Here is a 23,949-nt window from a genome sequence, read left to right on the forward strand (position 1 = left end):
CGCTTCCCCCTTTTCATTGGCTTGTGGCAGGTGGTAAAATTGGATAGAATAGGAGAAGCGGATGTGATAGACATGTCAGTAAGTATGACAGGATTTGGCCGTTCCATCGTCGAACAGGACGGCGGTCGGATACTCGTTGAAATGAAGTCGGTTAATCACCGTTTTTGTGATATTCAATTCCGGATGCCCAGACAGCTGCTGCCGCTTGAAGGCCGTCTGCGCAAGCTAGTTTTAGAGAAGGTGGAACGTGGGAAGGTCGATGTCTTTATATCGTTGGAAGGAATTTCACCATCTGCAAAACAAGCAAGAGTAGATTGGCCGCTGTTAACGCAAATGATCGATCAGGCGGAAGAACTTGATAAATTAAATGTATTTGATTCCCGTCTTAAGCTGCAGGATTTTTTGCTTCACCCTGACATTGTGGTGATTGAAGAAAGCTCAAATATGGAAAAAGGGTGGCAGGAAGCGATTGAACAAGCTGTTACAAAAGCTGCAAACGGCCTTCATGAAATGAGAACAGAGGAAGGGAAAAGGCTGGAAGCGGATGTGAAAAAACGAATTAATACTATCCACTACCTGACTTCAAGACTGCAGGACCAGGCACCAGCAGTTGTTTCGGCATACAGAGAACGTTTGCATGACAGGATTCGTGAATTAATGGACGGTGAATATGAGCCAGATGAAAGCCGACTATTAACAGAAGCTGCAGTGTTTGCCGATAAAACAAATATTGATGAAGAATTGACCAGACTTTTTTCTCATTGTGATCAATTTATTATCTCTTTGGAAGCTGAAGGAGCCAAAGGAAGAAAATTGGATTTTTTAATCCAGGAAATGAACAGAGAAATGAACACAATAGGATCTAAGGCAAATAATACATCACTAAGCCATCTTGTTGTAGATTTAAAGAGTGAACTTGAAAAAGTAAAAGAACAAGTACAGAATATAGAGTAGTCAGCGAACGCATTTTCGTATATATTTATAGTAATGTGGTAAAAATAGAGCGTAGCTGTCGCTCCTGATGAAGTGAGGGATACTAGTGAACATTAAACTTATAAACATCGGTTTTGGAAATATCGTTTCGGCTAATCGTATTATTTCTATTGTCAGCCCCGAATCTGCACCTATTAAACGAATCATTCAGGAAGCAAGAGATAGAAATATGCTTGTTGATGCGACATACGGCAGAAGAACGCGGGCAGTTATTATTGCAGACAGCGATCATGTCATTTTATCTGCTGTGCAGCCTGAAACGGTAGCTCAGCGTTTAAATACGAAAGATGACGTTTCTGATGATTAAAACTTCTCATAGGATTTTTGGCAAGAAAGGCGTTGGAAAGAATGAAAGATGAAAAAGGGCTGCTGATTGTATTGTCTGGACCGGCTGGAGTGGGAAAAGGAACAGTATGCAACGCCCTCCGAGGTATAGATACCGGAATTGAATATTCTGTTTCTGCTACTACTAGACAGCCTAGAGAAGGAGAAGTTCATGGTGTGAACTACTTCTTTAAAACAAAGCAGGAGTTTGAGCAAATGATTGAAGAAAACAGACTGCTTGAATGGGCCAAATATGTAGACAATTATTATGGCACTCCTCTAGACTATGTGGAAGAGACAATTGAAAAAGGGAAAGACATTATTCTGGAAATTGAAGTGCAAGGTGCCAAAAAAGTCAAAGAAAGATATCCAGAAGGTGTTTTTATCTTTTTAATGCCGCCGAGCCTTGCTGAATTAAGGAGCCGCATCGTTGGCAGAGGAACAGAAAACGAGGACCTCATTAATAAACGGATGACCGTGGCTCGTGAAGAAATTGATATGATGGAAAACTATGATTATGTTGTGGAAAATGATGAAGTTGATAAAGCAGTCGGGAGAATTCAAGCGATTGTCACAGCAGAACACTGCAAAAAAGAACGTTTAATAGAAAAATATAAACAACTTGCGGAGGTTGAATAGCCCATGTTATACCCTTCCATTGACAGTTTAATGAAACATATTGATTCAAAGTACACGCTTGTTACCATTTCAGCGCGGCGCGCCCGCGACTTAAAAGAAGTAGAAGAGACAGATCCTCTTATTGACGATTATGAATCGTCCAAACTAGTCGGTGTGGCTCTAGAAGAAATCGAGCATAGAAAGTTAGGCTATAAACATACAGAGTGAACCGAAGACGACAACAACCTATAAAAGTTATAGGTTGTTGTTTTACTTAAAGAAATCCTTTAGGGAACTTTAAAAGATTCCATAAAACATAGATGGAGAGGAATAAATATGCTGCAAAATAAACATATTTTATTAGGTGTAAGCGGCGGCATTGCAGCTTTTAAAGCAGCAGCGCTCGCAAGTAAACTAACCCAGGCAGGCGCCACAGTGAAGGTTATTATGACGGAGCATGCCAAAGAATTTGTCACACCGTTAACATTTCAGGCTTTAACAAGAGAAAGAGTTTATGACGATACTTTTGCTGAAAAAGATCCAGAAAAAGTGGCTCATATTGATATTGCCGATTGGGCAGATCTAGTTATTATTGCTCCGGCCACCGCGAATCTGTTGGGTAAAGCTGCAAATGGAATAGCAGATGACATGCTTTCCACCACACTGCTTGCCGCCACCTGTCCCGTTTATATGGCACCTGCCATGAACGTAAATATGTATAACCAGCCAGCAGTACAGCAAAATATGGAGACGCTCAAAGGCAGGGGCTGCCGTTTTATTGAACCGGGAGATGGATATCTTGCCTGCGGATGGGTAGGAAAAGGACGCTTAGCTGAACCGGAAGAAATAGTAGCTTTTTTAGAAGCAGAGGAAAAAGTTCACACTTCTTTAGCAGGTAAAAAGATTTTGGTCACAGCTGGTCCCACCTATGAATATGTAGATCCTGTCCGTGTTTTCACCAATCCTTCAACCGGGAAAATGGGTTTTGCTATAGCTGCAGAAGCAGCCGCCCTTGAAGCGGAGGTTACTCTTATTGCAGGTCCGGTGCAGCTCGATGACCCTCCAGGGGTAAAAAGAATCAATGTTACCACTGCAGAAGAAATGTATAACGAAGTCATGAATTTATATCCCTCAACGGATATTGTAGTGAAAACAGCTGCTGTTGCCGATTACAAACCTAAAAATATTCTTTCTCAAAAAGCAAAAAAGCAGGACGGCGATATGGATATTCCTATGGAGCGGACAATCGACATTCTAGCTGAACTAGGCAGGCAGAAAGCTGCTCATCAACTATTAATTGGCTTTGCGGCAGAATCTAATAATATAGCTAATTATGCAGTAGACAAATTAGAACGAAAAAACCTTGATATGGTAGTAGGAAATAATATTACAGCAGAAGATGCAGGATTTCGCTCGGAAACCAATAGAGTCATCATTGTGCAAAAAGGACAGGAACCAGAAGACCTGCCGTTAATGACAAAAACAGAAACAGCAAAAGAAATTCTCCGCCGTGTGGAAATACTTATAAAAAGGGACGCTTAACGATGTATGCCAAAGTAATAGTAGACGTCGCTTCCGGACAGACAAATAGAGCATTTGATTACCGTATTCCAGAAGAACTCCAACGTTTAATACTGCCGGGTATGCGGGTGATTGTTCCTTTTGGGTCGAGAAAAATCCAGGGCTTTGTGTGGGATATTACAGAAGAATCAGATCTTGATAGAGTAAAGCCTATTTCTGAAATGCTGGATCCATATCCCGTTTTAACGAAAGAAATGCTAGAGCTTGGGGATTGGCTTGCAGAAGAGACAGTCTGTTTTCTTATAACTGCTTTACAGTCTATGATTCCCTCAGCGATAAGAGCCAAGCCGAAAAAAATCCTGCAGCTGCGTACAGAAAAACATTACCTGCCACCTGCGCTTCAGGCAGTTTTTGCCGGAAAAAAAGCAGTGGACTGGGCCGAGCTTCCGAACGAAAAAGGAATCTTCTCATTAATAAAACAATCTGTCGAAAAAGGTGAAATCGAAGTAGAGTACCTGGTAAAAGATAAAACCAAAAAGAAAACGATCCAATCCATTAGAATCAACCCAAAATACCAGGGTGCAGCATTTGCTGATATTCTAGGAAACAGAGCTAAAAAACAAATAGCTGTTATGGAATGGCTTTCGGATAACTATCCAGATAAATCGGTACCTATAAAAGACCTGACAGAAACCTTACAAACTTCTAAACAAACCATTCAGCAATTAATAAGTAAAGAAATCTTATTATTAGAATCTATAGAAGAATACCGCGACCCATATAGTGACCGTTCTTTTTCCCCGGCTCCACGTCCCGAACTTACTGGTCAGCAAAGAAATGTACTAGGTCCCGTTCGATCAGCGATTGACTCAAACCAGGATACAACCTTTTTACTGCGGGGAGTAACGGGGAGCGGTAAAACAGAAGTTTATCTTCAAGCAATTGAGAAAGTCCTTGCAAAAGACGAAGAAGCTATTGTTCTCGTGCCTGAAATATCCTTGACTCCGCAGATGGTCGAAAGGTTCAAAGGACGGTTCGGTTCGAAAGTAGCTGTACTTCACAGCGCTTTGTCTGCTGGAGAAAAATATGATGAATGGAGAAAAATTCACCGAAAAGAAGTGCAAGTGGCGGTAGGAGCACGCTCGGCTGTATTTGCACCGTTTGAAAAATTAGGACTGATTATTATAGATGAAGAACATGAAGGAAGCTACAAACAAGAAGACCACCCCAGGTACCATGCCCGCCAGATTGCGATCTGGAGAGGAAGCTATCATAATTGTCCTATCATTTTAGGAAGTGCCACTCCTTCTTTAGAATCTTATGCCAGAGCAAAACGGGGAGTATATAAACTTCTTGAACTGAAAGATCGTGTGAACAAAACGGCTATGCCTGAAGTGAATGTAATAGATATGCGCGAGGAATTAAAAAAAGGCAACCGCTCTGTTTTTTCAGAACTTCTTTTACAAAAGCTGCGAGAAAGACTGGAGTGTAATGAACAAGCTGTTTTGTTTTTAAACAGAAGAGGGTACTCGACATTTGTTATGTGCCGTAATTGCGGCTATACTGCGGAATGCCCTCATTGTGAAATTACGTTAACTTATCATCATACGCAGAGAAAACTGAAATGTCATTACTGCGGGTATGAAGAACCTATGCTGACTACCTGTCCTGCATGTGAGAGTGAGCATATCCGGTTTTTCGGTACAGGGACACAAAAGGTGGAAGAAGAACTGACTAAGCTTCTTCCTGAAGCAAGGGTAATTAGAATGGATGTAGATACGACGTCTAAAAAAGGGTCACATGAAAAATTACTCCAGGCATTTGGCAGAGGAGAAGCAGATATTTTACTTGGAACACAAATGATAGCAAAAGGTCTTGATTTTCCAAGAATTACTTTAGCAGGAGTGTTAGCAGCTGATACGATGCTTCATTTACCCGATTTCAGAGCATCAGAGCGAACGTTTCAGCTTTTAACACAAGTGAGTGGAAGAGCCGGACGGGATAAATTAACTGGAGAAGTTGTCATACAAACGTATACCCCGGACCATTACAGTATCCAGCATGCCAAAACCCACAATTACGAATCTTTCAGCTTAGAAGAAATGGGGCACCGAAAAAGAAGCGGTTATCCACCTTATTATTATTTAGCTCTGGTTACTATTTCTAATGAGGATGCGGTGAAGGTGATGCAGACGGCAGAAAAAATTGCAGCCTTTCTAAGAGAATCGTTTTCTCCTGAAACAAAAGTGCTGGGACCGACTGTTTCACCAATTGCCCGTATAAAAGATAGATATCGTTATCAATGCATGATAAAATACAGAAATGAGCCCAATTTAACTTATGTTTTAAATCAAATAGCCAGCCGGTATCAAAAGGAAATGGCAACTGATAAATTATTTATTTCCATCGATATGAACCCGCAAATGTTCATGTAGTTTCAGCCCCGCTGCCAACCATAACTGCGGGGCTCCTTTTATGAATGAATGAAGGAAGGAAAGGACGGATACGATGAGAGTCATTTTTATGGGAACTCCCGATTTTTCTGTTCCTATTTTGAGAGGATTAGTGGAAGAAGGTTATAACATTGAAGCGGTCGTTACACAGCCGGACCGCCCTAAAGGAAGAAAAAAAACACTGACTCCGCCGCCGGTAAAGGAAGAAGCACTGAAACAAGGTTTAAGAGTTCTGCAGCCGGAAACACTAAAAAAGAAAGAAAACGTGCAAGAAATTTTAAATATACAACCAGATCTAATTATTACAGCTGCTTTTGGGAAGATCCTGCCGGAATCTATTCTAAAAGCTCCGACCTATGGAGCAGTCAATGTACATGCTTCTCTGCTTCCTAAATACAGAGGCGGGGCACCGATTCATCAGGCAGTCATCGACGGAGAAAAAAAGACAGGCATCACCATCATGTATATGGCGAAACAGCTGGACGCAGGAGATATTTTAACTCAACAAGAAGTAGACATTACAGACACCGACACAACAGGAAGTCTTCATGATAAATTAAGCGTAACCGGACGAGATTTATTATTACAAACACTGCCTGATCTTATACAAGGTAAACTGACACCTAAAGCTCAAAATGAGGAAGAAGCAACCTTTGCCCCTAATATTCAGCGCGGGCAGGAAAAAATTGATTGGTCGAAGCCGGGACAGGCTGTTTATGACCACATCCGCGGAATGAATCCGTGGCCGGTGGCTTATTCAACCTACCACGGTAAAGCTTTTAAAATATGGAAGGCAGAAAAAGCAGCATCTTCAAATGATCTGCTTCCTCCTGGGACGATTGAAGCAATAAACGAAGACGGCATCGTAGTAAAAACGGGAGATCATCTATCGATTGAAATTAAAGAAATCCAGCCATCAGGAAAGAAACGAATGAAAGCTGCCGATTTCCTGAGAGGAAATCACGGTTTTAAAACAGGAGAGCAATTTAATAATGGCCAATAAACCTTTTAGCAATGTAAGAGAAAAGGCAATGGATCTCCTGCAAAGGATTGAAAAAGAAGGAGCATACAGCCATTTGCTTTTAAATCATGTTTTAAGCCAGGAAGAAGTATCCAAAAAAGACGAACCCCTGTTGACAGAGCTTGTCTATGGCACGATAAAGCGGAAGAATACGCTAGATTATTATCTTACTCCGTTTATCAAAAAAGGACTGAGTTCTCTTGATCCATGGGTACTGCAGCTGCTCCGCCTTTCTGTGTATCAAATGGTATATCTTGATAGAGTACCAGAGAGAGCTGCTATTCATGAAGCGGTCAATATTGCAAAAAAGCGGGGGCATAAAGGGATCAGCGGTATGATTAATGGCGTGCTTCGTTCTATCCAGCGAAAAGGTCTGCCTCGTACTGATAAACTGACTGGTATAAAAAAATTTGCCGTGGAGACAAGTCATCCCGAATGGCTTCTCGAAGACTGGATAGATTCATATGGAGAAGAAAAAACGAGGGCGATGGCTCTTACAAATTTAGAACCGCCGCCTTTAACTGTCCGGGTAAATCTGTCAAAATCTACAAAAGAAGAAGTAAGAAACAGATTGCTAGAAGAAGGCTGCCAAATAAAAGAAGGTGCTCTGTCTCCGGATGCATTAATCATTGCTTCAGGGCATGTCATCAATACGGAAACGTATAAAAAAGGATATGTTACGATTCAGGATGAAAGTTCTATGCTGGTGGCAAGATTACTTGATCCTGCTCCGGGAATGAATGTCCTTGATGCATGTGCAGCTCCTGGCGGAAAAACAACACATCTGGCTGAACGAATGGAAAATAAAGGCACTGTGAAAGCATTTGACCTTCATAAGAAAAAAGTAAAATTAATAGAAGAACAAGCAGAGCGGCTCGGCATTTCTATCATTGAAGCAAACGCATTGGATGCTAGAGAACTTACCGCTCAAGTAGAAAAAGAGCAATTTGACAGGGTGCTTGTTGATGCTCCGTGCAGCGGTCTTGGAGTTATAAGACGGAAACCTGAATTAAAATGGCAGAAGCAAAGAGCGGATTTAGAGCGTTTTCCTGCTATCCAGGCAGAAATTTTAGCAGAAGCTTCTAAGATGGTGAAGCCAGGCGGCCAGCTCGTATACAGTACGTGTACCGTAAGAAGAGAAGAAAATGAAAATGTAGTGGAGGCTTTTTTAAACCGGAACCCAGCGTTTAAAAGAAAGCCGGATGAATTTTTATCGAACATGTTCCAGGCGGAAAATGGACAGGTAACTATTTTGCCGCAGCAATTTGGAACAGATGGTTTTTTTATGGCACTCTTAAAGAAAGAGGATTCTTAAACATTAGAAAGGAAGAAAATCATGCAGCAATTAAAGAAAAAGGTGAAAGCGGAGGCGCCGGGGAAGACTTCGATATTTACGCTGCAATATGAGCAGCTTCAAAATTGGTTGAAAGAGAAGAATGAACCAGCTTTTCGTGCTGATCAGATATTCGAGTGGCTGTATCAAAAAAGAGTAGAGAGCTTCGAGGAGATGACCAATTTATCGAAAAATCTTCGCCAAAAATTGAAAGGAGAATTTTCGCTCACCGTATTAAAAGAAGCAGCGAGACAGGAATCTGCAGACGGCACGGTAAAATTGTTATTCGAATTGCAGGACGGCTATACGATTGAAACGGTTGTTATGAAACATAATTATGGAAATAGTGTATGTGTCACCACTCAAGTAGGGTGCCGGCTTGGATGTACATTTTGTGCCTCTACGCTTGGAGGATTAAAGCGTAACTTAGAAGCAGGAGAAATTACGGCTCAAGTATTGGAAGCACAGCGCGCTTTAGATGAAACAGGAGAACGAGTAGATTCAGTAGTGGTAATGGGGATCGGGGAACCGTTTGACAACTATGATGAATTAATTTCTTTTCTAAAAGTCATCAATCACGACAAAGGGTTGAACATCGGCGCCCGCCATATCACGGTATCTACAAGCGGCGTAGTTCCTCGTATTTATGATTTTGCCGATGAAAACATGCAGATTAATTTTGCCATATCTCTTCATGCACCTAATACAGAAATCCGCAACCGTCTCATGCCTGTAAACCGGGCCTGGCCGCTTGATAAACTAATGGATTCTATTCGCTACTATCAGAGCAAAACGAACCGCCGGATTACGTTTGAATACGGCTTATTTGGCGGCGTTAATGATCAAGTGGAACATGCAGAAGAGCTGGCAGAATTGATCAAAGGGTTGAGATGTCATGTGAACTTAATTCCTGTGAATTACGTTCCTGAACGTGACTATGTAAGGACGAGCAAAAATGATATTTTTGCATTTGAGCGTACATTAAAAGCGCATGACGTCAATGTAACGATCCGCAGAGAACAAGGCCATGATATTGAGGCGGCATGCGGACAGCTCCGTGCAAAAGAACGTAAACAAGAAACGAGGTGAACCCTATCTGTGGATAGCATATTTTTAACCGATGTTGGAAAGGTTCGCGAGCATAATGAAGATGCAGGCGGCATTTTTCTCAATAAAGCTGGTGAATACCTGGCAGTGGTGGCTGACGGAATGGGAGGCCACCAGGCTGGGGATGTAGCTAGTGGAATGACAACGGAATTGCTGCGCCAGGCATGGGAATCTATGGAAAAATCTTTTACTCCAGAGGAAGCCGGCAACTGGCTGAGCAATAAGATTGCAGAAGTCAATCAAAAAGTATTTGAAAAAGCAAGCGAAAACAGTGGTCTGCAAGGAATGGGAACGACATTAGTTACGGCTGTCTGCACCCCTTCTTTTGTAGTCATTGCCCATGTGGGTGACAGCAGGGCTTATCTTTTAACAGATAAAGAGCTGCAATTAAAAACCCAGGATCATTCTCTTGTTAATGAATTAAGAAAAAGCGGCCAGCTGACAGAAGAAGAAGCAGAGAATCACCCTCGTAAAAATATATTGACAAGAGCGTTAGGTACAGAAATGCATATTAAGAGTGAAGAAATAGCATTAGAATGGAAAGCTGGAGATGCTGTGGTGCTCTGTTCTGATGGATTATCGAATAAAATCACAAATGAAGAAATAAAAAATGAGCTGTTAAGTGATCATTCCCTTCATGAAAGTGCTCAAATTCTTATACATACAGCAAACGGAAGAGGGGGAGAAGATAACATCACGCTCGCTGTTGTTATAAACACCCCGCTTGAAGAGGGGATGATGTAATGTCTGACCTGATTGGCAAAAGAATTAGTGAACGCTATGAAATCCAGGAGATGATTGGCGGGGGCGGCATGGCTCACGTCTATAAAGGACAGGACATTATATTAGAGCGGTCTGTTGCTGTGAAAGTGCTGCAGCCTCAATATAATACAGACGAGGAATTCATACGACGTTTTCACAGGGAAGCTCAAGCGGCGACCAGCTTAGCCCACCCTAATATCGTCAATATTTATGATGTGGGAGAAGAAGAAAATCTCTATTATATTGTAATGGAGTATATTGAAGGGGAAACCTTGAAAGAAAAAATCCAAAAACAAGGTCCACTTCCCTTAGAGCACGCAGTTCAATTGATGGAGCAGATTCTTGGTGCTATCGGACATGCCCATGCTAATGGCATCGTCCACAGAGATATAAAACCGCATAACATATTGCTAAATCATAGCGGAGACGCAAAGGTCACGGATTTTGGCATTGCCCGTGCAGCTTCTGCAGCAACGATTACACATACAAATTCAGTTATGGGTTCTGTACATTATTTATCTCCAGAACAAGCGAAAGGCGGCAGAATTACAGCACAATCTGATATATACTCGCTTGGAGTGGTTCTGTATGAAATGGTTACAGGCTCGCTTCCTTATACCGGTGATTCGGCTGTCAGTATAGCACTAAAGCATTTACAGGAGCCTCTCCCGCTTCCATCTGAAAAAAGGCCCGGCCTGCCGCAAAGTCTTGAAAATGTTATATTAAAAGCAACAGTAAAAGATCCACACGAACGGTACGAAAGTGTTTACGCCATGCAGCACGATTTGAAAACGGTCCTGTCGATGGAGCGCAGAAACGAAGCTCCATATATTATCCCGGCAGATGAAGATGCAACAAAAGCCGTACCAATTATTAAAGACGATAATGGAAATGAAGATGAAACAAAAGTTACGAAAGCGGACACCACGGTTCATAATGAGCCAGTAAACACGCAAAATGCTGCGGCACCCCCCCCTCCTCCTAAAAAGAAAAGAAAGCGCTGGAGGTGGATTCTGCTATTCGTTTTACTCTTCTTCATTGGAGCAGCTGCAGCGGCTTTTACAGTCCTGCCAAACCTGCTTAAAGTGGACGAAGCCGAAGTACCTGACGTACAAAATATGTCAGAAGATGAGGCATTACAAGAGATAGAAGAAGCTCGTTTGGACGGAGAAGTAGAAACAGTTTACGACGATGAGGTAGAGGAAAACCATGTCGTTGGCCAAGATCCGAGAGGCGGTACATCTGTAAAGGTGGATAGTACGGTAACTTTATATATAAGTGAAGGCCAAGAGGAAGTAGAAATGCCTGATCTTGAAGGGGTAAGCCGTGATCGAGCAGAAGAGATGTTAAATGATTACGAAAGCGTAGAGTATTCAGCGTCGGAAACATCTGAGTATCCTCCCGGCCAAATTATTGAACAGACACCAAAAGCAGGAGAAAATATAATAGCTGAAGAAACTACAGTTTATTTAACTTACAGCACAGAACGAGAGTTTTCTTTAGGGAATCTTGAAGGAGAATCAAGAGAAGCGGTAGAAAGATATTTAGAAAATAATAATTTAAGTGGCAGCTTTGAAAACAGTCATTCCGATAATGTAGAGAACGGTCGTGTCATAGAGCATTCACCAGGCCCTTACAGCAATGTGAAAGAAGGAGACGAAATAACTTTTGTCATTTCAGAAGGACCTGAAGAAACAGAAGAATCGGAAGAAGAGGAAGAAAATCCTTCTGAGCAAGTAGAGGCAGTTATACCAGTGGAAGTAGCCGAAAATGATGAAGAAGAAGGCCGGACCTTTGATATCCGGATTGTATATGAAGATGCCACAACAGAAGAAGAAGCTACTTTTATAGAAGAGACGATATCAGAAACGAAAACATACCGGGTGCCATTAGAAGTAACACCAGAAACAGATGGATACTATAAGCTTTTCGTAGATGATGAAGAAGTCCAATCTAATACATTTTCCTACGGAGATGAATAGGAGGCTTTATGGAGGAAGGAATCATCGTAAAAGCACTCAGCGGATTTTATTATGTAGAAAATGAAAAGGGTGTTTACCAATGCCGGGGCAGAGGATTGTTCAGGAAACAAAAAATTAAACCCCTTGTCGGTGATAAAGTTCGGTTTGAAGCAGAACAAAAAGAAGAAGGCTATATTTACGAAATTGCTGAACGGCACAATGAGTTAAATCGTCCTCCTGTAGCTAATATAGATCAGGCTTTTGTCGTATTCTCAGCTGAGGAACCTGCTTTCTCCGCTCTATTACTTGATCGATTTCTTGTTCATATGGAAGCGCTGGATATTAAAGCAGTTATCGTTGTGAACAAAATGGACTTAGCCGATGAGAAACGGAAACAGGAATTGTTTTCCTTTCAACAGGATTATGAAAAAATCGGCTATCAATTTTATTTTGTTTCAGGGAAAAACGGAAATGGTATCGAAGAACTTCCTCCACTTTTAGGTGGTGCAGTTTCTATTGTGGCCGGTCAGTCCGGTGTTGGAAAATCGACATTATTGAACAGCCTTGATCCGGCATTAAAGTTGGAAACGGCTGAAATATCGTCCCATTTAGGAAGAGGAAAGCATACAACCAGACACGTAGAGCTTCTTCCAATGCACAATGGATGGGTAGCAGATACACCTGGTTTTAGTTCTCTCGAGTTTCAATTCGTTGATGAAGAAGACCTTGATGTTTGTTTCCCTGAAATGAAAGAAAGGCTTCCTAACTGCAAGTTTCGCGGCTGCACCCACCGGAGGGAGCCCGGCTGTGCTGTAAAGGATGCATTGGAGAATGGAGATATTCCTTCTTACCGTTATGAACACTATATTTTATTCTATAAAGAAATATCGGAACAACGGAGGTATTAAAAATATGATAAAAATAGCACCATCGATTCTGTCAGCTGATTTTGCTCATCTAAAGGAAGAGATTAAAGATGTAGAACAAGGCGGGGCTGATTATATTCATATTGACGTCATGGACGGTCACTTTGTCCCGAATATAACGATTGGACCGCTTATTGTACAAGCAGTCCGCCCCCATACAAAGCTTCCGCTGGATGTCCATTTAATGATTGAAGAACCGGAACGGTATATTCCGGAGTTTGCTAAAGCAGGGGCGGATATTATCTCTGTTCATGTCGAAGCCTGCCCTCATCTCTACCGCACGATCCATCTAATTAAAGAGCAGGGAGCAAAAGCGGGAGTAGTGCTGAATCCAGCAACACCTGTAGAGATGGTTAAACATATATTAAAAGACGTCGATCTCATTTTGTTAATGACTGTAAACCCTGGATTCGGCGGACAATCTTTTATACCAGAAGTCGTCACAAAAATAGAACAAGTAAAAAATATGCTTTCAGAAATCAACCATAATGCTGAGATTGAAGTAGACGGCGGAGTAAATAAAGAAACAGCTGAAACTTGCAGAAATGCAGGAGCTAACGTATTAGTCGCTGGTTCAGCAATATACAATCAAAAAGACCGTCAAGCAGCCATTGAAGAAATCCGTGGTCTGTAACCCGGGGAAACTTTTAGAAATTATATACCTCACAAAAGGAAGTTGAAAGAGCCCATCTAAAAGGGCTCTTTTTATTTGATATGAAGATGGAACGAAAGGGCTTAGAAATGCACCAAAGTATTTGTTTTTCATAGGCGCCATCTTCTTGCATGCACTAAAAGAACAACTTTCTTCGCAGAATATAAACCTGTCGCCATAAGGTCTTAGAGATAAGCCAACATTTTATAATCATATTTTTTCAAGATTTTCTATGTACTATTTTAAAGTTCCTGAATATACATATAAAAGAATCTCATTTGGGGGACACGATGCCTGAGAATTACAGGCTTTTACCATGCAGTGAAAAAGAGCGTAAGGGAAGCGGCGCGTGCCGCATTAAAGTAAAGGAAAGAGGAGGAGTTAAAATGAAATTTTATACTATTAAACTGCCTAAATTCCTGGGAGGGTTTGTACGCGCCGTTATCGGAACTATTAAGAAAGAATAGTTTAATATAATAATGTTATGTAAACAAAATAAGTATACAGATGGATGTTGCTTTTTGTTTTTAAACTATGAATAACCCCGGAACCTTTCCACCAATAATAGGAAGAGTTCCGGGGTTATTCTTGCATTTCATTTACATTTAAACGCTTTTTATTACACGCGCTGAACTTTGCCTGATTTAAGAGCGCGGGCAGAAACGTAAACACGCTTTGGTTTTCCGTCAACCATAATACGTACTTTTTGAACATTAGCTCCCCAGCGGCGCTTTGTAGCATTGTTTGCGTGAGATCGGTTGTGACCGGACTTCGGTCCCTTGCCTGTCACGTAGCATTTACGTGCCATGACATGCACCTCCTTATACATTCCATCATTCTATATCAAAGCATACTTGAATATTTTAGCATAGTACCCATACCATTGCAATCATAGGTTGGTTACAATAACAGTCCAAAACGTCTGTCTTTAATATTTTTACCCCACCTTTCAAAAAAACAGGGAGTATAGTAAAATAATCTTAGCTCATTGAAGGAAACGGTAAAGGGAGGCTTAATCATGACCATTGAAATGAATTCACAACTTGGCTCAATTGATGTTTCTAAAGAAGTGGTAGCTACTATTGCTGGAGGTGCAGCCGTTGATTGCTACGGAATTGTCGGCATGGCTTCCCAAAAACAAATAAAAGACGGATTATCCGAAATGTTAGGCCGGGATAATTTTTCTCGGGGAGTCGTCATTCGTGAATTGGATGAAGGCATTCATATAGATATGTACATTATTGTCAGCTACGGCACAAAAATATCTGAAGTAGCTTATAACGTACAAAGTAAAGTAAAATACCAGCTTCAGCAAATGCTTGGTTTAACCGTCGATTCTGTAAACGTATACGTACAGGGTGTACGGGTCACACAGTCGTAGGAAGAGGAAGTTAGGAGGAAAATGGCAGTGAATGAAGCAAAAATAGAAGGAAGGCAGCTTGCTTTAATGTTTGAAGAAGGTGCGGCTGTTCTTGGAAAAAATGTAAAAACAGTAGATGCATTAAACGTATTTCCGGTGCCGGATGGAGATACAGGCACCAATATGAATTTGACCATCCAGTCTGGAATAAAAGAAGTACATTCGAACACAAGCAATCATGCTGGCGAAATAGCGAAATCTTTCTCTAAAGGCCTTTTAATGGGAGCACGAGGGAATTCTGGTGTTATTCTTTCTCAGCTTTTCAGAGGTTTTTCAAAAGCTGTCGAGAAAAAGGCCGAGCTAACTACTGCAGATTTGGAAAAAGCTCTGGAAGAAGGGGTAACAACCGCGTATAAAGCTGTCATGAAGCCTGTAGAGGGTACGATTTTAACCGTAGCAAAAGATGCATCGGTGCTTGACCCGGAACAGGCGGGAAGCCAAAGCCCTGCAGAGTGGATGAAATCTGTGGTGGAAAAAGCCGATGCTTCATTAGAAAAAACTCCAGAGCTTCTTTCTGTTTTAAAAGAAGTGGGAGTAGTGGATTCCGGCGGACAAGGGCTCCTGTATATTTATCAAGGCATGCTAAATGCCCTCGAAGGAAAAACATCGGAAAAAGATACTGCATCTAACACTCCTTCTTTAGATGATCTTGTTAAAGTAGAGCACCATCAAAACGCTCAATCTCATCTGGCAACTGAGGATATAGAGTTTGGCTATTGTACAGAAGTAATGGTGAAATTTGAAGAAGATAAGCTGCAGGAGCACCCATTTGAAGAAAACGCTTTTAAAAATGATTTATCGCAGCTAGGTGACTCTCTTTTAGTTGTAAGCGATGATGATTTAGTTAAAATACATATCCACGCTGAATACCCGGGTGAAGTGCTATCAAAAGCCCAGATTTATGGCAGCCTTGTTCATGTGAAAATTGATAATATGAGAGAACAGCACCAGGCGCTTGCAGGCAGTGCTGAACATCATGATACAGATGAAAAGAAAGTTGTTCCTCCGTCCAACAGCGCTGAAGGCGATAAAGAAAGTGCGCCGGATGTTTACGGTTTTGTAACGGTATCGATGGGAAAAGGCATCGAAGCATTGTTTAAAGGCCTTGGAGTAAATGAAGTCATTGCAGGCGGACAAACGATGAATCCCAGCACAGAAGACATCGTGAAAGCTATCCGTAATGTGCAGGCCGAACACATATTTGTTCTTCCAAATAACGGAAACATTGTTATGGCTGCAGAGCAGGCAGCTGATGTCGTTGGTTCTCACGTAAAGGTAATCCCGACTAAATCAGTACCTCAAGGATTAAGCGCACTTATTGCTTTCAATGAAGAAGCCGGTGCAGAAGAGAACAATGAAGCGATGGAAGCAGCTCGAAAAGAGGTTAAAACAGGACAAGTCACATATGCGGTACGGGATACAGTGATTGATGGCCTTGAAATTAAAGAAGGAGATTATATGTCAATTGCCGAAAAGGAAATAGTGTCATCTGGAGCTGATTTCGAAAAAGTGACAAAAGATCTTCTTGAAAAAATGATCGACGACGATTCAGAGATTGTGACATTAATACGCGGAGAAGACGCAGATGAAAAAATAGAAGAGAACATAGTTTCTTATATTGAAAGCACGTTTAAAGATGTTGAGGTGGAAGTGCATGACGGCGGACAGCCTTTATATTCCTATATTATTTCTGTAGAATAATCAGGGAAATAAAGGCATGGCGGAAACAGAAAGCAGGAGCGATCAATTCGCACAGTCAGCTTGTGCACCTAGGAAGGGGAATTCATGGTGGCACGCGTTAAAATCGTAACAGACAGTACGGCGGATATTCCGTTAGAATTGGTTAAAAAATATAATATTTCGGTGATACCATTAAAAGTAGTTATGGGGAACGAAACATTTCAGGACGGAGTAAATTTATCTCCTGAATCATTTTATAAAAAACTAGAAGAAGCAGACGACCTTCCTTCCACTTCCCAGCCTACGCCGTATGAATTTGAAACCGTGTATCGGCGTATAGCTGAACAAAATGAGGATAACTTCACAACTATACTTTCGATTCATTTATCGTCTGAATTAAGCGGCACTGTCCAGTCAGCAACACTCGCTGCAGAAGAGGTAAATGACCAAATTAACGTAGAAGTGATTGACTCAAAACGTGCTTCTTATGCAATCGGCATCGTTGTTGTAGAAATAGCCAAATTGGCGCAAGAAGGAGCAAGTTTATCTGAATGTAAAGCAAAGCTTGAATTGCTGCTTAAACATACGAATGTTTATTTCCTGGTTGATACCCTTGAATATTTGCAAAAAAACGGTCGAATTGGAAAAGCATCTGCTTTAATTGGTTCCCTTTTAAAAATGAAACCGGTGCTCAGCTTAACGGAAGACGGACAAGTTTATGCGTATCACAAAGCTAGAGGAAGAAAAAAAGCATTAGCTGTTATTCAGGAAGCACTTAAAAATCAGTATCGAAATCAGCCGGTTCACATCGGCGTTTCTCATGCTGAATCTAAAGAAAGCGGAGAAGAACTGCTTCAAATGGCAGAAGAAGTATTAAATACGCAATCCACTGCGATGTCTAAAATTGGAGCTGTTATTGGTGCGCATACCGGCCGCGGAACGGTGGCCATCTCAGTAACTCCGGCAGATTAAGGATGGGACTGCCCTGGAAAAAACAGAACCAGGTCAGTCCCTTATTTCGTTAAACCGTAGATGAAAAGTGTTAGGAGGTTTCTAATGAAATATCAAAAAATGTCTGTTTACCAGAAAGAAAAAGAACAAAAGAAAGGGCGGGAAACAAAATCTGGCGGGATTTCCCCTGATAGAAAATGAATGGATCACTAAATCAGCCGGTGTCTGTGTTAATAGGAATCGGTGAAGAAAAAGAAAAAGAACTTAACCAGATCGGCTTATTTACGATTGCAGATTTGTTTCAGCATTTTCCTTATCGATATGAAAACCATGAAGTCCTTCCGATCGATCAGCTGCGCCATGACGACCGTGTCACTATATCAGGAGTCATTCAAACCGAGCCTGCCGTCAGATTTTACGGAAGAAAGAAATCAAGAATGACCGTACGTCTCATGGTCGAAAATATCCTTGTCACCGCTGTATTTTTTAATCGAGCTTTTTTAAAAAATAGAATAAAAAGAGGGGACACGGTAACGATCTCTGGAAAATGGGACAAATACAAACTAACGATCACTGTGCAGGACTTTAAACAAGGAGCACCTGATCCAACGAAGCAGCTGGAACCGGTTTATTCTACAGGAGGAAATGTGACTGTAAAACAACTGCGCCGTTTTATTACGTCTGCTCTTGCCGCATATGGAGAACACATTGAAGAGAGCCTGCCTTCTTCATTTTTAAATACTTATAAGCTTCCTTCACGAAAAGAATCCTACAAAGCCATTCACCGCCCAGCGAACAAAGAACAATTGAAGCATGCAAGGCGCAGGCTCGTCTATGAAGAACTTCTACTTTTTCAATTGAAAATGCAGGCATTTAAAAGGCAGGAAAGACTTTCGTCAAAAGGATGCATTCATCAGTTTGATGAAGAAAAAATATCAGCGTTTATAAAAGAACTGCCGTTTTCTTTAACACATGCTCAAAAACGCGTAGTCAATGAAATAATGAAAGATATGAAAGATCCTTTAAAAATGAACCGGCTGCTGCAGGGAGATGTCGGTTCAGGAAAAACAGTTGTTGCTTCTATTACAATGTATGCAGCTTACTTAGCGAAAGCTCAATCCGCGTTAATGGTACCAACAGAAATTTTGGCCGAACAGCATTACCAGGGCATGAAAGAACTGTTTAAAGATACGGGTGTAGTGATTTCTCTTTTAACCGGGTCTACTAAAGGGAAGGCAAGAAAGGAAGTAAACGCTGCTGTGGAGAGCGGCGACTCCCATATTGTTGTTGGCACACACGCCCTTATTCAAGAGGATGTTACGTTTCATAATTTAGGTTTAGTGATTACGGATGAGCAGCACCGGTTTGGAGTGGAGCAAAGACGAGTTCTGCGGGATAAAGGCTACGAACCGGATGTATTGTTTATGACAGCCACTCCGATTCCTCGAACTCTTGCAATAACCGTTTTCGGTGATATGGATGTATCCATCATTGATGAGCTGCCGGCTGGACGAAAGCCCATTGAGACCTATTGGGTGAAACATCAAATGCTTGAAAGAGTATTAAGATTCATTCATAAGGAAATAAACCAGGGCAGGCAGGCGTATGTTATTTGTCCGCTGATTGAAGAGTCAGAAAAACTCGATGTACAAAATGCGATCGATGTACATGCTCAGCTGCAGCAATATTTCACAGACAAACATGTAGGGTTAATGCACGGCAGACTCAGTGCCGAAGAAAAAGACCAGATTATGGAGGCTTTCTCCGAATGTAAGATTCACATTCTTGTTTCTACGACTGTTGTAGAAGTGGGAGTTAATGTTCCTAATGCCACGGTGATGCTTATTTATGATGCAGACCGTTTCGGACTTTCACAGCTTCATCAGTTAAGAGGAAGAGTGGGACGGGGGGCGCATCAGTCCTATTGTATTTTACTCGCTGACCCAAAAGGAGAAACAGGGAAAGAACGAATGCAAATTATGCAGGAAACAGAGGATGGTTTTGCTTTATCCGAAAAAGACCTGGAGTTAAGAGGACCGGGTGATTTTTTCGGCAGTAAACAAAGCGGTCTTCCTGACTTTAAAATAGCTGATGTTGTCCATGACTACAGAGCATTAGAAACAGCACGGCAGGATGCAGCCAGCTTAATAAAAAGCAAGGATTTTTGGACTGCAGAAGAGTTTCAATATCTGCGGAATTATTTAAAACAAAGCGGTGTATTAAGCGGTCAAAAACTAGATTAGGAAAGTGAATCCCTTGAAATTAAAAAAACAGGATTATATACTACTTTTAGTACCTAGTCATAGAAGCGGATGGTGGCGGAGGCGTGAAAAGAAATAAAAAGGAAAGACAACAATTATTAAAAGAAAAAATAGAAGCGGATCCTTTTATAACAGACGAATCTTTGGCTGAAACATTTGGTGTAAGTGTGCAAACAATCCGGTTGGACCGGCTCGAATTATCGATTCCGGAGCTGCGTGAGCGTATTAAACACGTAGCAAGAGAGCATCTCGATGAAGTAAAAGCTCTTCCTTTAGAAGAAGTGATTGGTGAAATTGTTGATTTAAGATTAGATGAAGAAGCCATTTCTATTTTAGATATTGGACAAGAGCATGTGTTTTCACGTACCGGCATTGCTCGTGGCCACTATTTATTTGCTCAGGCCAATTCATTGGCTGTAGCGATCATAAACGATGAATTAGCGCTCACCACAAAGGCATCCGTGCATTTCAGCAGACAGGTAAAAGCCGGGGAAAGAGTGGTTGCTAAAGCTAATGTGACCGAGCCTGGCAAGAGCAAAACCGTCGTCGAAGTAACTAGCCGGGTGAACCGCGAAACCGTGTTTCATGGTGAATTTGTTATGTATCGATCTAATAGATAAAAACATATTGTTCATTTTTTAGAAAAACACGGCTTATCGCCTTTTAAAAGAAACCGGCTGAAGAAAACTCGTTGATTGACATGCCTGAAAGGTAATAGCAGAGGCGTAGTTGCACTTATACTATTTTCTGATTGATATTTCCATTAGATAGTGTGAAATCGCCACGTCTTGTGGTAACGGCGGCATTAGTACGTCCTGACGTTTAAAGCCGTAGTTTTACTTATACTGTTCACCGTAAAAATTCTATACTTTTTAACAGTGTAAAAAAGGAGAAGACATTCATGAAAATTGTAATTGATGCAATGGGTGGAGATCACGCTCCAAAAGCCCAGGTTGCTGGAGCTATGGCTGCAGTTCGCTCCTTTAAGGATTTAGAAATTCTCTTAGTAGGAAATGAATCGGAAATAGCAAAACATTTAACGAAATCAAAAGGTATTTCTGTTTTACATACAGAGGAAATGATTGAAGATGACGACACACCAACAAAAGCTGTTCGAAGAAAACGCAACGCTTCGATGGTGCTTACCGTTCGTGAAGTGAGGGAAGGACGTGCAGATGCATGTATATCTTCAGGAAATACAGGAGCATTGATGACGGCAGGGCTGCTCCATGTTGGACGTATAGGTGGAATTGAAAGACCAGCACTTGCTCCGATGCTTCCAACCGTGGACGGAGAAGGCTTTTTACTTCTTGATGTAGGTGCCAACGTTGACGCAAAGCCGTCTCATTTACTTCAAAACGCCTACATGGGATCCACCTATATGGAAATGGTAAAAAAAGTAAGTCATCCACGAGTAGGACTGGTAAACGTAGGTACAGAAGAAGGTAAAGGTAATGAGCTCACAAAGGAGGCATTTGATCTGCTGTCTGAGGCTCCCCTGCATTTTGTTGGAAACGTAGAAGCAAGGGACCTTTTAAATGGTGTGTGTGATGTTGCGGTATGTGATGGTTTTTCTGGTAATTTGGTTTTGAAATCCATTGAAGGCACAGCAGGGACATTGTTTACATTATTAAAGCAGGAAATGACTTCAAGTTTCTCGAATAAACTGGCAGCTGGTCTTTTACGCTCTAGTTTCAAAAATATTAAAGAGAAAATGAGTTATTCTCATTATGGTGGAGCTGGGTTATTCGGCCTGAAAGCGCCAGTAATTAAAGCACACGGCTCCTCGGATCATACGGCTGTATTTCATGCTATACGGCAGGCCAGACAAATGGTAAATGAAAACGTAACAGATGTAATTAGTAAGGAAGCTGAGAAACAGGAGGAATAGTTATGGCAAAAATAGCGTTTCTTTTTCCAGGCCAGGGCTCACAGCATGCTGGTATGGGAAAAGACATATACGAAAACAATCCAGGTGCGAAACAAAGAATAGACTCGGTAGATGACACATTAGGACACCCTTTGTCGGGCCTTATGCTGAATGGCCCGGATGAACAATTAAAGCGTACGGAAAATGCGCAGCCGTCCTTACTGACAGTGAGCACAGCTCTATTTGAAATGTTAAAAGAAAATGGACTGAAACCAGATTATACTGCGGGGCACAGTTTAGGGGAATATGCAGCACTTGTGGCAGCTGGAGTGATTCCTTTTTCTGATGCGGTAAAACTCGTGCGGCAGCGCGGATTATTTATGGAAGAAGCAGTCCCTTCCGGTGTTGGTGCAATGGCTGCTGTAATGGGAGTAGAAAGAGAAGAGCTTCAGGCCATAACGGACAGCGTCTCTGAAAGCGGAGATGTAGTGCAGCTGGCCAACTTAAATGCTCCCGGCCAGATTGTTATTTCCGGTGCAAAAGAAGGAGTAGAGAAAGCCGGTGAACTTGCAAAAGAAAAAGGTGCTAAAAGAGTGATCCCTCTGCAGGTAAGCGGGCCTTTTCATTCCAAGCTGATGCAGCCGGCTCAGGATAAATTAGAAAGTGTTTTATCTCCCGTGGCTTTTCACCAAGCCGAAGTGCCGGTAGTAGCTAATGTAAACGCGAAGGAAGAAACTGATCCAGAAGTCTTAAAACAGCAGCTTGTGGACCAGGTAACTTCCCCGGTCTATTGGGAAGACACCATCCGGCGCCTCCTAGAGCTCGATGTAACCACCTTTGTAGAAGCAGGGCCGGGAAATGTTCTGAGCGGCCTTGTCCGCCGGGTGCAGCGCAGAGGTGTGAATGTCTATGCTGTTCAAGATATAGAATCCATGGAAAAAGCACTAGAAAAAATAAAGAAGGAGGAATCATAATTGTTAAAAGGTAAATCAGCACTTGTTACTGGTGCGTCGCGCGGCATCGGGAGAGCTATTGCCCTCGAACTTGCAGCAAGTGGAGCAAATGTAGCAGTTAACTATGCCGGCAGCGCTCAAAAAGCAGAAGAAGTGGTGGCAGCTTGTAAAGATCAAGGGGTCGAAGCATTTTCTATCCAAGCAGACGTCTCCAAAGAAGAGGACGTTAAAGCAATGATAAAAGAAGTAACGAACGTCTTTGGAAGCATAGATATTCTTGTGAACAACGCTGGTATCACCCGGGATAACATTGTTATGCGTTTAAAAGAAGAAGATTGGGATGCCGTGATCGATACGAACTTAAAAGGTGTCTTTCAATGTGCGAAAGCAGCTGCCCGCCCGATGATGAAGCAGCGCGGGGGTAAAATTATAAATATTGCTTCCGTCGTAGGAGTTCTTGGGAACGCAGGGCAAGCAAATTACACAGCAGCTAAAGCCGGCGTTATCGGCCTTACAAAATCATTGGCAAGAGAATTTGCTCCCCGCAGCATTCAAGTAAACGCAGTGGCTCCAGGTTTTATAGCAACAGATATGACAGAGGAGCTTCAAGAAGATTCCAAGGAAACTTTGCTGCAGCAAATACCGCTTGGAACACTTGGAGAACCTGAAGATGTGGCGAAAACGGTTCGTTTTCTTGCATCAGAAGACGCAAAATATATAACAGGACAAACATTACATGTAGACGGCGGCATGGCCATGCCGTAAAATGTTTTTTGGAAAGTGAACCTTCTTGCACTTCAACTGGCAAATGAAGGATACTTCTTCTATAATGGCAAGTAGGCAGGAATGTTGAATCCTTTAAAGGAGGTGAATGATATGGCGGATACACTCGACCGCGTGAAAAAAATTGTCGCTGACCGTCTTGGAGTAGAGGAAGCTGAAGTAACAAAAGAAGCTACTTTTAAAGATGACCTTGGCGCCGATTCTTTAGATGTGGTGGAACTCGTAATGGAACTAGAAGACGAGTTCGACCTCGAAATTTCTGATGAAGAAGCAGAAAAGATTTCTACTGTTGCTGATGTTGTCAATTACATAGAAGCACAGCAATAATAGATGAAGCTGTATGAGGCCGTAAAAAGGCTG

24 protein-coding genes are annotated in these 23,949 nt (G+C 41.8%); 23 read left to right on the plus strand and 1 reads right to left on the minus strand.

Annotated features, from left to right (window positions below; all coding sequences use genetic code 11):
- Nucleotides 1-39 precede the first annotated feature (39 nt).
- The 14 genes from ACE1TI_RS01950 to spoVM all read left to right on the plus strand — a co-directional run bounded on the left by ACE1TI_RS01950 (nt 40) and on the right by spoVM (nt 14,138).
- Nucleotides 40-954, plus strand: a complete 915-nt coding sequence (locus ACE1TI_RS01950) for a YicC/YloC family endoribonuclease (RefSeq protein WP_375005888.1) — start codon at nt 40-42, stop codon at nt 952-954.
- A gap of 85 nt (nt 955-1,039) precedes the next feature.
- On the plus strand, nt 1,040-1,300 hold the full coding sequence (remA, locus tag ACE1TI_RS01955; RefSeq protein ID WP_375005889.1) for an extracellular matrix/biofilm regulator RemA: 261 nt from the start codon (nt 1,040-1,042) through the stop codon (nt 1,298-1,300).
- A gap of 41 nt (nt 1,301-1,341) precedes the next feature.
- A complete protein-coding gene (gmk, locus tag ACE1TI_RS01960) occupies nt 1,342-1,956 on the plus strand; it encodes a guanylate kinase (RefSeq protein ID WP_375005890.1) in 615 nt (204 codons plus the stop codon).
- Between the two features lie 3 nt (nt 1,957-1,959).
- A complete protein-coding gene (gene rpoZ / locus ACE1TI_RS01965) occupies nt 1,960-2,163 on the plus strand; it encodes a DNA-directed RNA polymerase subunit omega (protein ID WP_375005891.1) in 204 nt (67 codons plus the stop codon).
- 108 nt (nt 2,164-2,271) lie between these two features.
- Nucleotides 2,272-3,477, plus strand: a complete 1,206-nt coding sequence (gene coaBC, locus ACE1TI_RS01970) for a bifunctional phosphopantothenoylcysteine decarboxylase/phosphopantothenate--cysteine ligase CoaBC (protein WP_375005892.1) — start codon at nt 2,272-2,274, stop codon at nt 3,475-3,477.
- A gap of 2 nt (nt 3,478-3,479) precedes the next feature.
- Nucleotides 3,480-5,891, plus strand: a complete 2,412-nt coding sequence (gene priA, locus ACE1TI_RS01975; RefSeq protein WP_375005893.1) for a primosomal protein N' — start codon at nt 3,480-3,482, stop codon at nt 5,889-5,891.
- Between the two features lie 73 nt (nt 5,892-5,964).
- Nucleotides 5,965-6,912 carry a methionyl-tRNA formyltransferase gene (gene fmt, locus ACE1TI_RS01980; protein ID WP_375005894.1) on the plus strand — a complete coding sequence of 316 codons (948 nt, stop codon included), beginning with the start codon at nt 5,965-5,967 and terminating at the stop codon, nt 6,910-6,912.
- Nucleotides 6,902-8,245, plus strand: a complete 1,344-nt coding sequence (gene rsmB, locus ACE1TI_RS01985; protein ID WP_375005895.1) for a 16S rRNA (cytosine(967)-C(5))-methyltransferase RsmB — start codon at nt 6,902-6,904, stop codon at nt 8,243-8,245. The genes fmt and rsmB overlap by 11 nt, the downstream gene beginning before the upstream one ends.
- 21 nt (nt 8,246-8,266) lie before the next feature.
- Entirely contained in the window at nt 8,267-9,352 is a 1,086-nt protein-coding gene (gene rlmN, locus ACE1TI_RS01990) for a dual-specificity RNA methyltransferase RlmN (RefSeq protein ID WP_375005896.1), read from the plus strand.
- 9 nt (nt 9,353-9,361) lie between these two features.
- A complete protein-coding gene (locus ACE1TI_RS01995; protein WP_375005897.1) occupies nt 9,362-10,114 on the plus strand; it encodes a Stp1/IreP family PP2C-type Ser/Thr phosphatase in 753 nt (250 codons plus the stop codon).
- Nucleotides 10,114-12,114 carry a Stk1 family PASTA domain-containing Ser/Thr kinase gene (gene pknB, locus ACE1TI_RS02000; protein WP_375005898.1) on the plus strand — a complete coding sequence of 667 codons (2,001 nt, stop codon included), beginning with the start codon at nt 10,114-10,116 and terminating at the stop codon, nt 12,112-12,114. Before ACE1TI_RS01995 ends, pknB begins: the two co-directional genes overlap by 1 nt.
- An 8-nt stretch (nt 12,115-12,122) precedes the next feature.
- On the plus strand, nt 12,123-13,001 hold the full coding sequence (rsgA, locus tag ACE1TI_RS02005) for a ribosome small subunit-dependent GTPase A (RefSeq protein WP_375005899.1): 879 nt from the start codon (nt 12,123-12,125) through the stop codon (nt 12,999-13,001).
- Between the two features lie 4 nt (nt 13,002-13,005).
- Nucleotides 13,006-13,653 (plus strand): ribulose-phosphate 3-epimerase, encoded by a 648-nt coding sequence (gene rpe, locus ACE1TI_RS02010; RefSeq protein WP_375005900.1) that lies wholly within the window; start codon nt 13,006-13,008, stop codon nt 13,651-13,653.
- 404 nt (nt 13,654-14,057) lie between these two features.
- Entirely contained in the window at nt 14,058-14,138 is an 81-nt protein-coding gene (gene spoVM, locus ACE1TI_RS02015; protein WP_091270301.1) for a stage V sporulation protein SpoVM, read from the plus strand.
- Between the two features lie 152 nt (nt 14,139-14,290).
- Here spoVM and rpmB read toward each other — a convergent pair whose 3' ends face one another.
- A complete protein-coding gene (gene rpmB, locus ACE1TI_RS02020; RefSeq protein ID WP_125558762.1) occupies nt 14,291-14,479 on the minus strand; it encodes a 50S ribosomal protein L28 in 189 nt (62 codons plus the stop codon).
- 210 nt (nt 14,480-14,689) lie between these two features.
- Here rpmB and ACE1TI_RS02025 point away from each other — a divergent pair, with 210 nt between their 5' ends.
- From ACE1TI_RS02025 to acpP, 9 genes are all read left to right on the plus strand, one after another.
- Entirely contained in the window at nt 14,690-15,052 is a 363-nt protein-coding gene (locus ACE1TI_RS02025; protein WP_375005901.1) for an Asp23/Gls24 family envelope stress response protein, read from the plus strand.
- Between the two features lie 21 nt (nt 15,053-15,073).
- Nucleotides 15,074-16,792, plus strand: a complete 1,719-nt coding sequence (locus ACE1TI_RS02030) for a DAK2 domain-containing protein (RefSeq protein WP_375005902.1) — start codon at nt 15,074-15,076, stop codon at nt 16,790-16,792.
- 84 nt (nt 16,793-16,876) lie between these two features.
- A complete protein-coding gene (locus ACE1TI_RS02035) occupies nt 16,877-17,743 on the plus strand; it encodes a DegV family protein (RefSeq protein WP_375005903.1) in 867 nt (288 codons plus the stop codon).
- Between the two features lie 176 nt (nt 17,744-17,919).
- A complete protein-coding gene (recG, locus tag ACE1TI_RS02040; protein ID WP_375005904.1) occupies nt 17,920-19,965 on the plus strand; it encodes an ATP-dependent DNA helicase RecG in 2,046 nt (681 codons plus the stop codon).
- Nucleotides 19,966-20,048: 83 nt separating this feature from the next.
- Nucleotides 20,049-20,603 carry a transcription factor FapR gene (gene fapR / locus ACE1TI_RS02045; RefSeq protein WP_375005905.1) on the plus strand — a complete coding sequence of 185 codons (555 nt, stop codon included), beginning with the start codon at nt 20,049-20,051 and terminating at the stop codon, nt 20,601-20,603.
- A gap of 281 nt (nt 20,604-20,884) precedes the next feature.
- On the plus strand, nt 20,885-21,874 hold the full coding sequence (gene plsX, locus ACE1TI_RS02050; RefSeq protein ID WP_375005906.1) for a phosphate acyltransferase PlsX: 990 nt from the start codon (nt 20,885-20,887) through the stop codon (nt 21,872-21,874).
- Nucleotides 21,875-21,876: 2 nt separating this feature from the next.
- Entirely contained in the window at nt 21,877-22,827 is a 951-nt protein-coding gene (gene fabD, locus ACE1TI_RS02055) for an ACP S-malonyltransferase (RefSeq protein ID WP_375005907.1), read from the plus strand.
- Complete coding sequence (fabG, locus tag ACE1TI_RS02060; protein WP_375005908.1) at nt 22,828-23,571, plus strand: 3-oxoacyl-[acyl-carrier-protein] reductase; 744 nt, start codon at nt 22,828-22,830, stop codon at nt 23,569-23,571. It abuts the gene before it with no gap.
- Nucleotides 23,572-23,682: 111 nt separating this feature from the next.
- Nucleotides 23,683-23,916, plus strand: coding sequence for an acyl carrier protein (gene acpP, locus ACE1TI_RS02065; RefSeq protein ID WP_375005909.1), 234 nt, complete (start codon nt 23,683-23,685; stop codon nt 23,914-23,916).
- Nucleotides 23,917-23,949: the final 33 nt, after the last annotated feature.

The organism is Alteribacillus sp. JSM 102045 (assembly GCF_041949975.1).
Classification (GTDB): Bacteria; Bacillota; Bacilli; order Bacillales; family Marinococcaceae; genus Alteribacillus.

Bases quoted from the DNA above. Each gene is read 5' to 3' on its own strand.
- gmk (WP_375005890.1), top strand. From the start codon at position 1,342: ATGAAAGATGAAAAAGGGCTGCTGATTGTATTGTCTGGACCGGCTGGA.
- rpoZ (WP_375005891.1), top strand. From the start codon at position 1,960: ATGTTATACCCTTCCATTGACAGTTTAATGAAACATATTGATTCAAAG.
- coaBC (WP_375005892.1), top strand. From the start codon at position 2,272: ATGCTGCAAAATAAACATATTTTATTAGGTGTAAGCGGCGGCATTGCA.
- priA (WP_375005893.1), top strand. From the start codon at position 3,480: ATGTATGCCAAAGTAATAGTAGACGTCGCTTCCGGACAGACAAATAGA.
- fmt (WP_375005894.1), top strand. From the start codon at position 5,965: ATGAGAGTCATTTTTATGGGAACTCCCGATTTTTCTGTTCCTATTTTG.
- rsmB (WP_375005895.1), top strand. From the start codon at position 6,902: ATGGCCAATAAACCTTTTAGCAATGTAAGAGAAAAGGCAATGGATCTC.
- rlmN (WP_375005896.1), top strand. From the start codon at position 8,267: ATGCAGCAATTAAAGAAAAAGGTGAAAGCGGAGGCGCCGGGGAAGACT.
- pknB (WP_375005898.1), top strand. From the start codon at position 10,114: ATGTCTGACCTGATTGGCAAAAGAATTAGTGAACGCTATGAAATCCAG.
- rsgA (WP_375005899.1), top strand. From the start codon at position 12,123: ATGGAGGAAGGAATCATCGTAAAAGCACTCAGCGGATTTTATTATGTA.
- rpe (WP_375005900.1), top strand. From the start codon at position 13,006: ATGATAAAAATAGCACCATCGATTCTGTCAGCTGATTTTGCTCATCTA.
- spoVM (WP_091270301.1), top strand. From the start codon at position 14,058: ATGAAATTTTATACTATTAAACTGCCTAAATTCCTGGGAGGGTTTGTA.
- rpmB (WP_125558762.1), bottom strand. From the start codon at position 14,479: ATGGCACGTAAATGCTACGTGACAGGCAAGGGACCGAAGTCCGGTCAC.
- ACE1TI_RS02025 (WP_375005901.1), top strand. From the start codon at position 14,690: ATGACCATTGAAATGAATTCACAACTTGGCTCAATTGATGTTTCTAAA.
- ACE1TI_RS02030 (WP_375005902.1), top strand. From the start codon at position 15,074: ATGGCAGTGAATGAAGCAAAAATAGAAGGAAGGCAGCTTGCTTTAATG.
- ACE1TI_RS02035 (WP_375005903.1), top strand. From the start codon at position 16,877: ATGGTGGCACGCGTTAAAATCGTAACAGACAGTACGGCGGATATTCCG.
- recG (WP_375005904.1), top strand. From the start codon at position 17,920: ATGAATGGATCACTAAATCAGCCGGTGTCTGTGTTAATAGGAATCGGT.
- plsX (WP_375005906.1), top strand. From the start codon at position 20,885: ATGAAAATTGTAATTGATGCAATGGGTGGAGATCACGCTCCAAAAGCC.
- fabD (WP_375005907.1), top strand. From the start codon at position 21,877: ATGGCAAAAATAGCGTTTCTTTTTCCAGGCCAGGGCTCACAGCATGCT.
- acpP (WP_375005909.1), top strand. From the start codon at position 23,683: ATGGCGGATACACTCGACCGCGTGAAAAAAATTGTCGCTGACCGTCTT.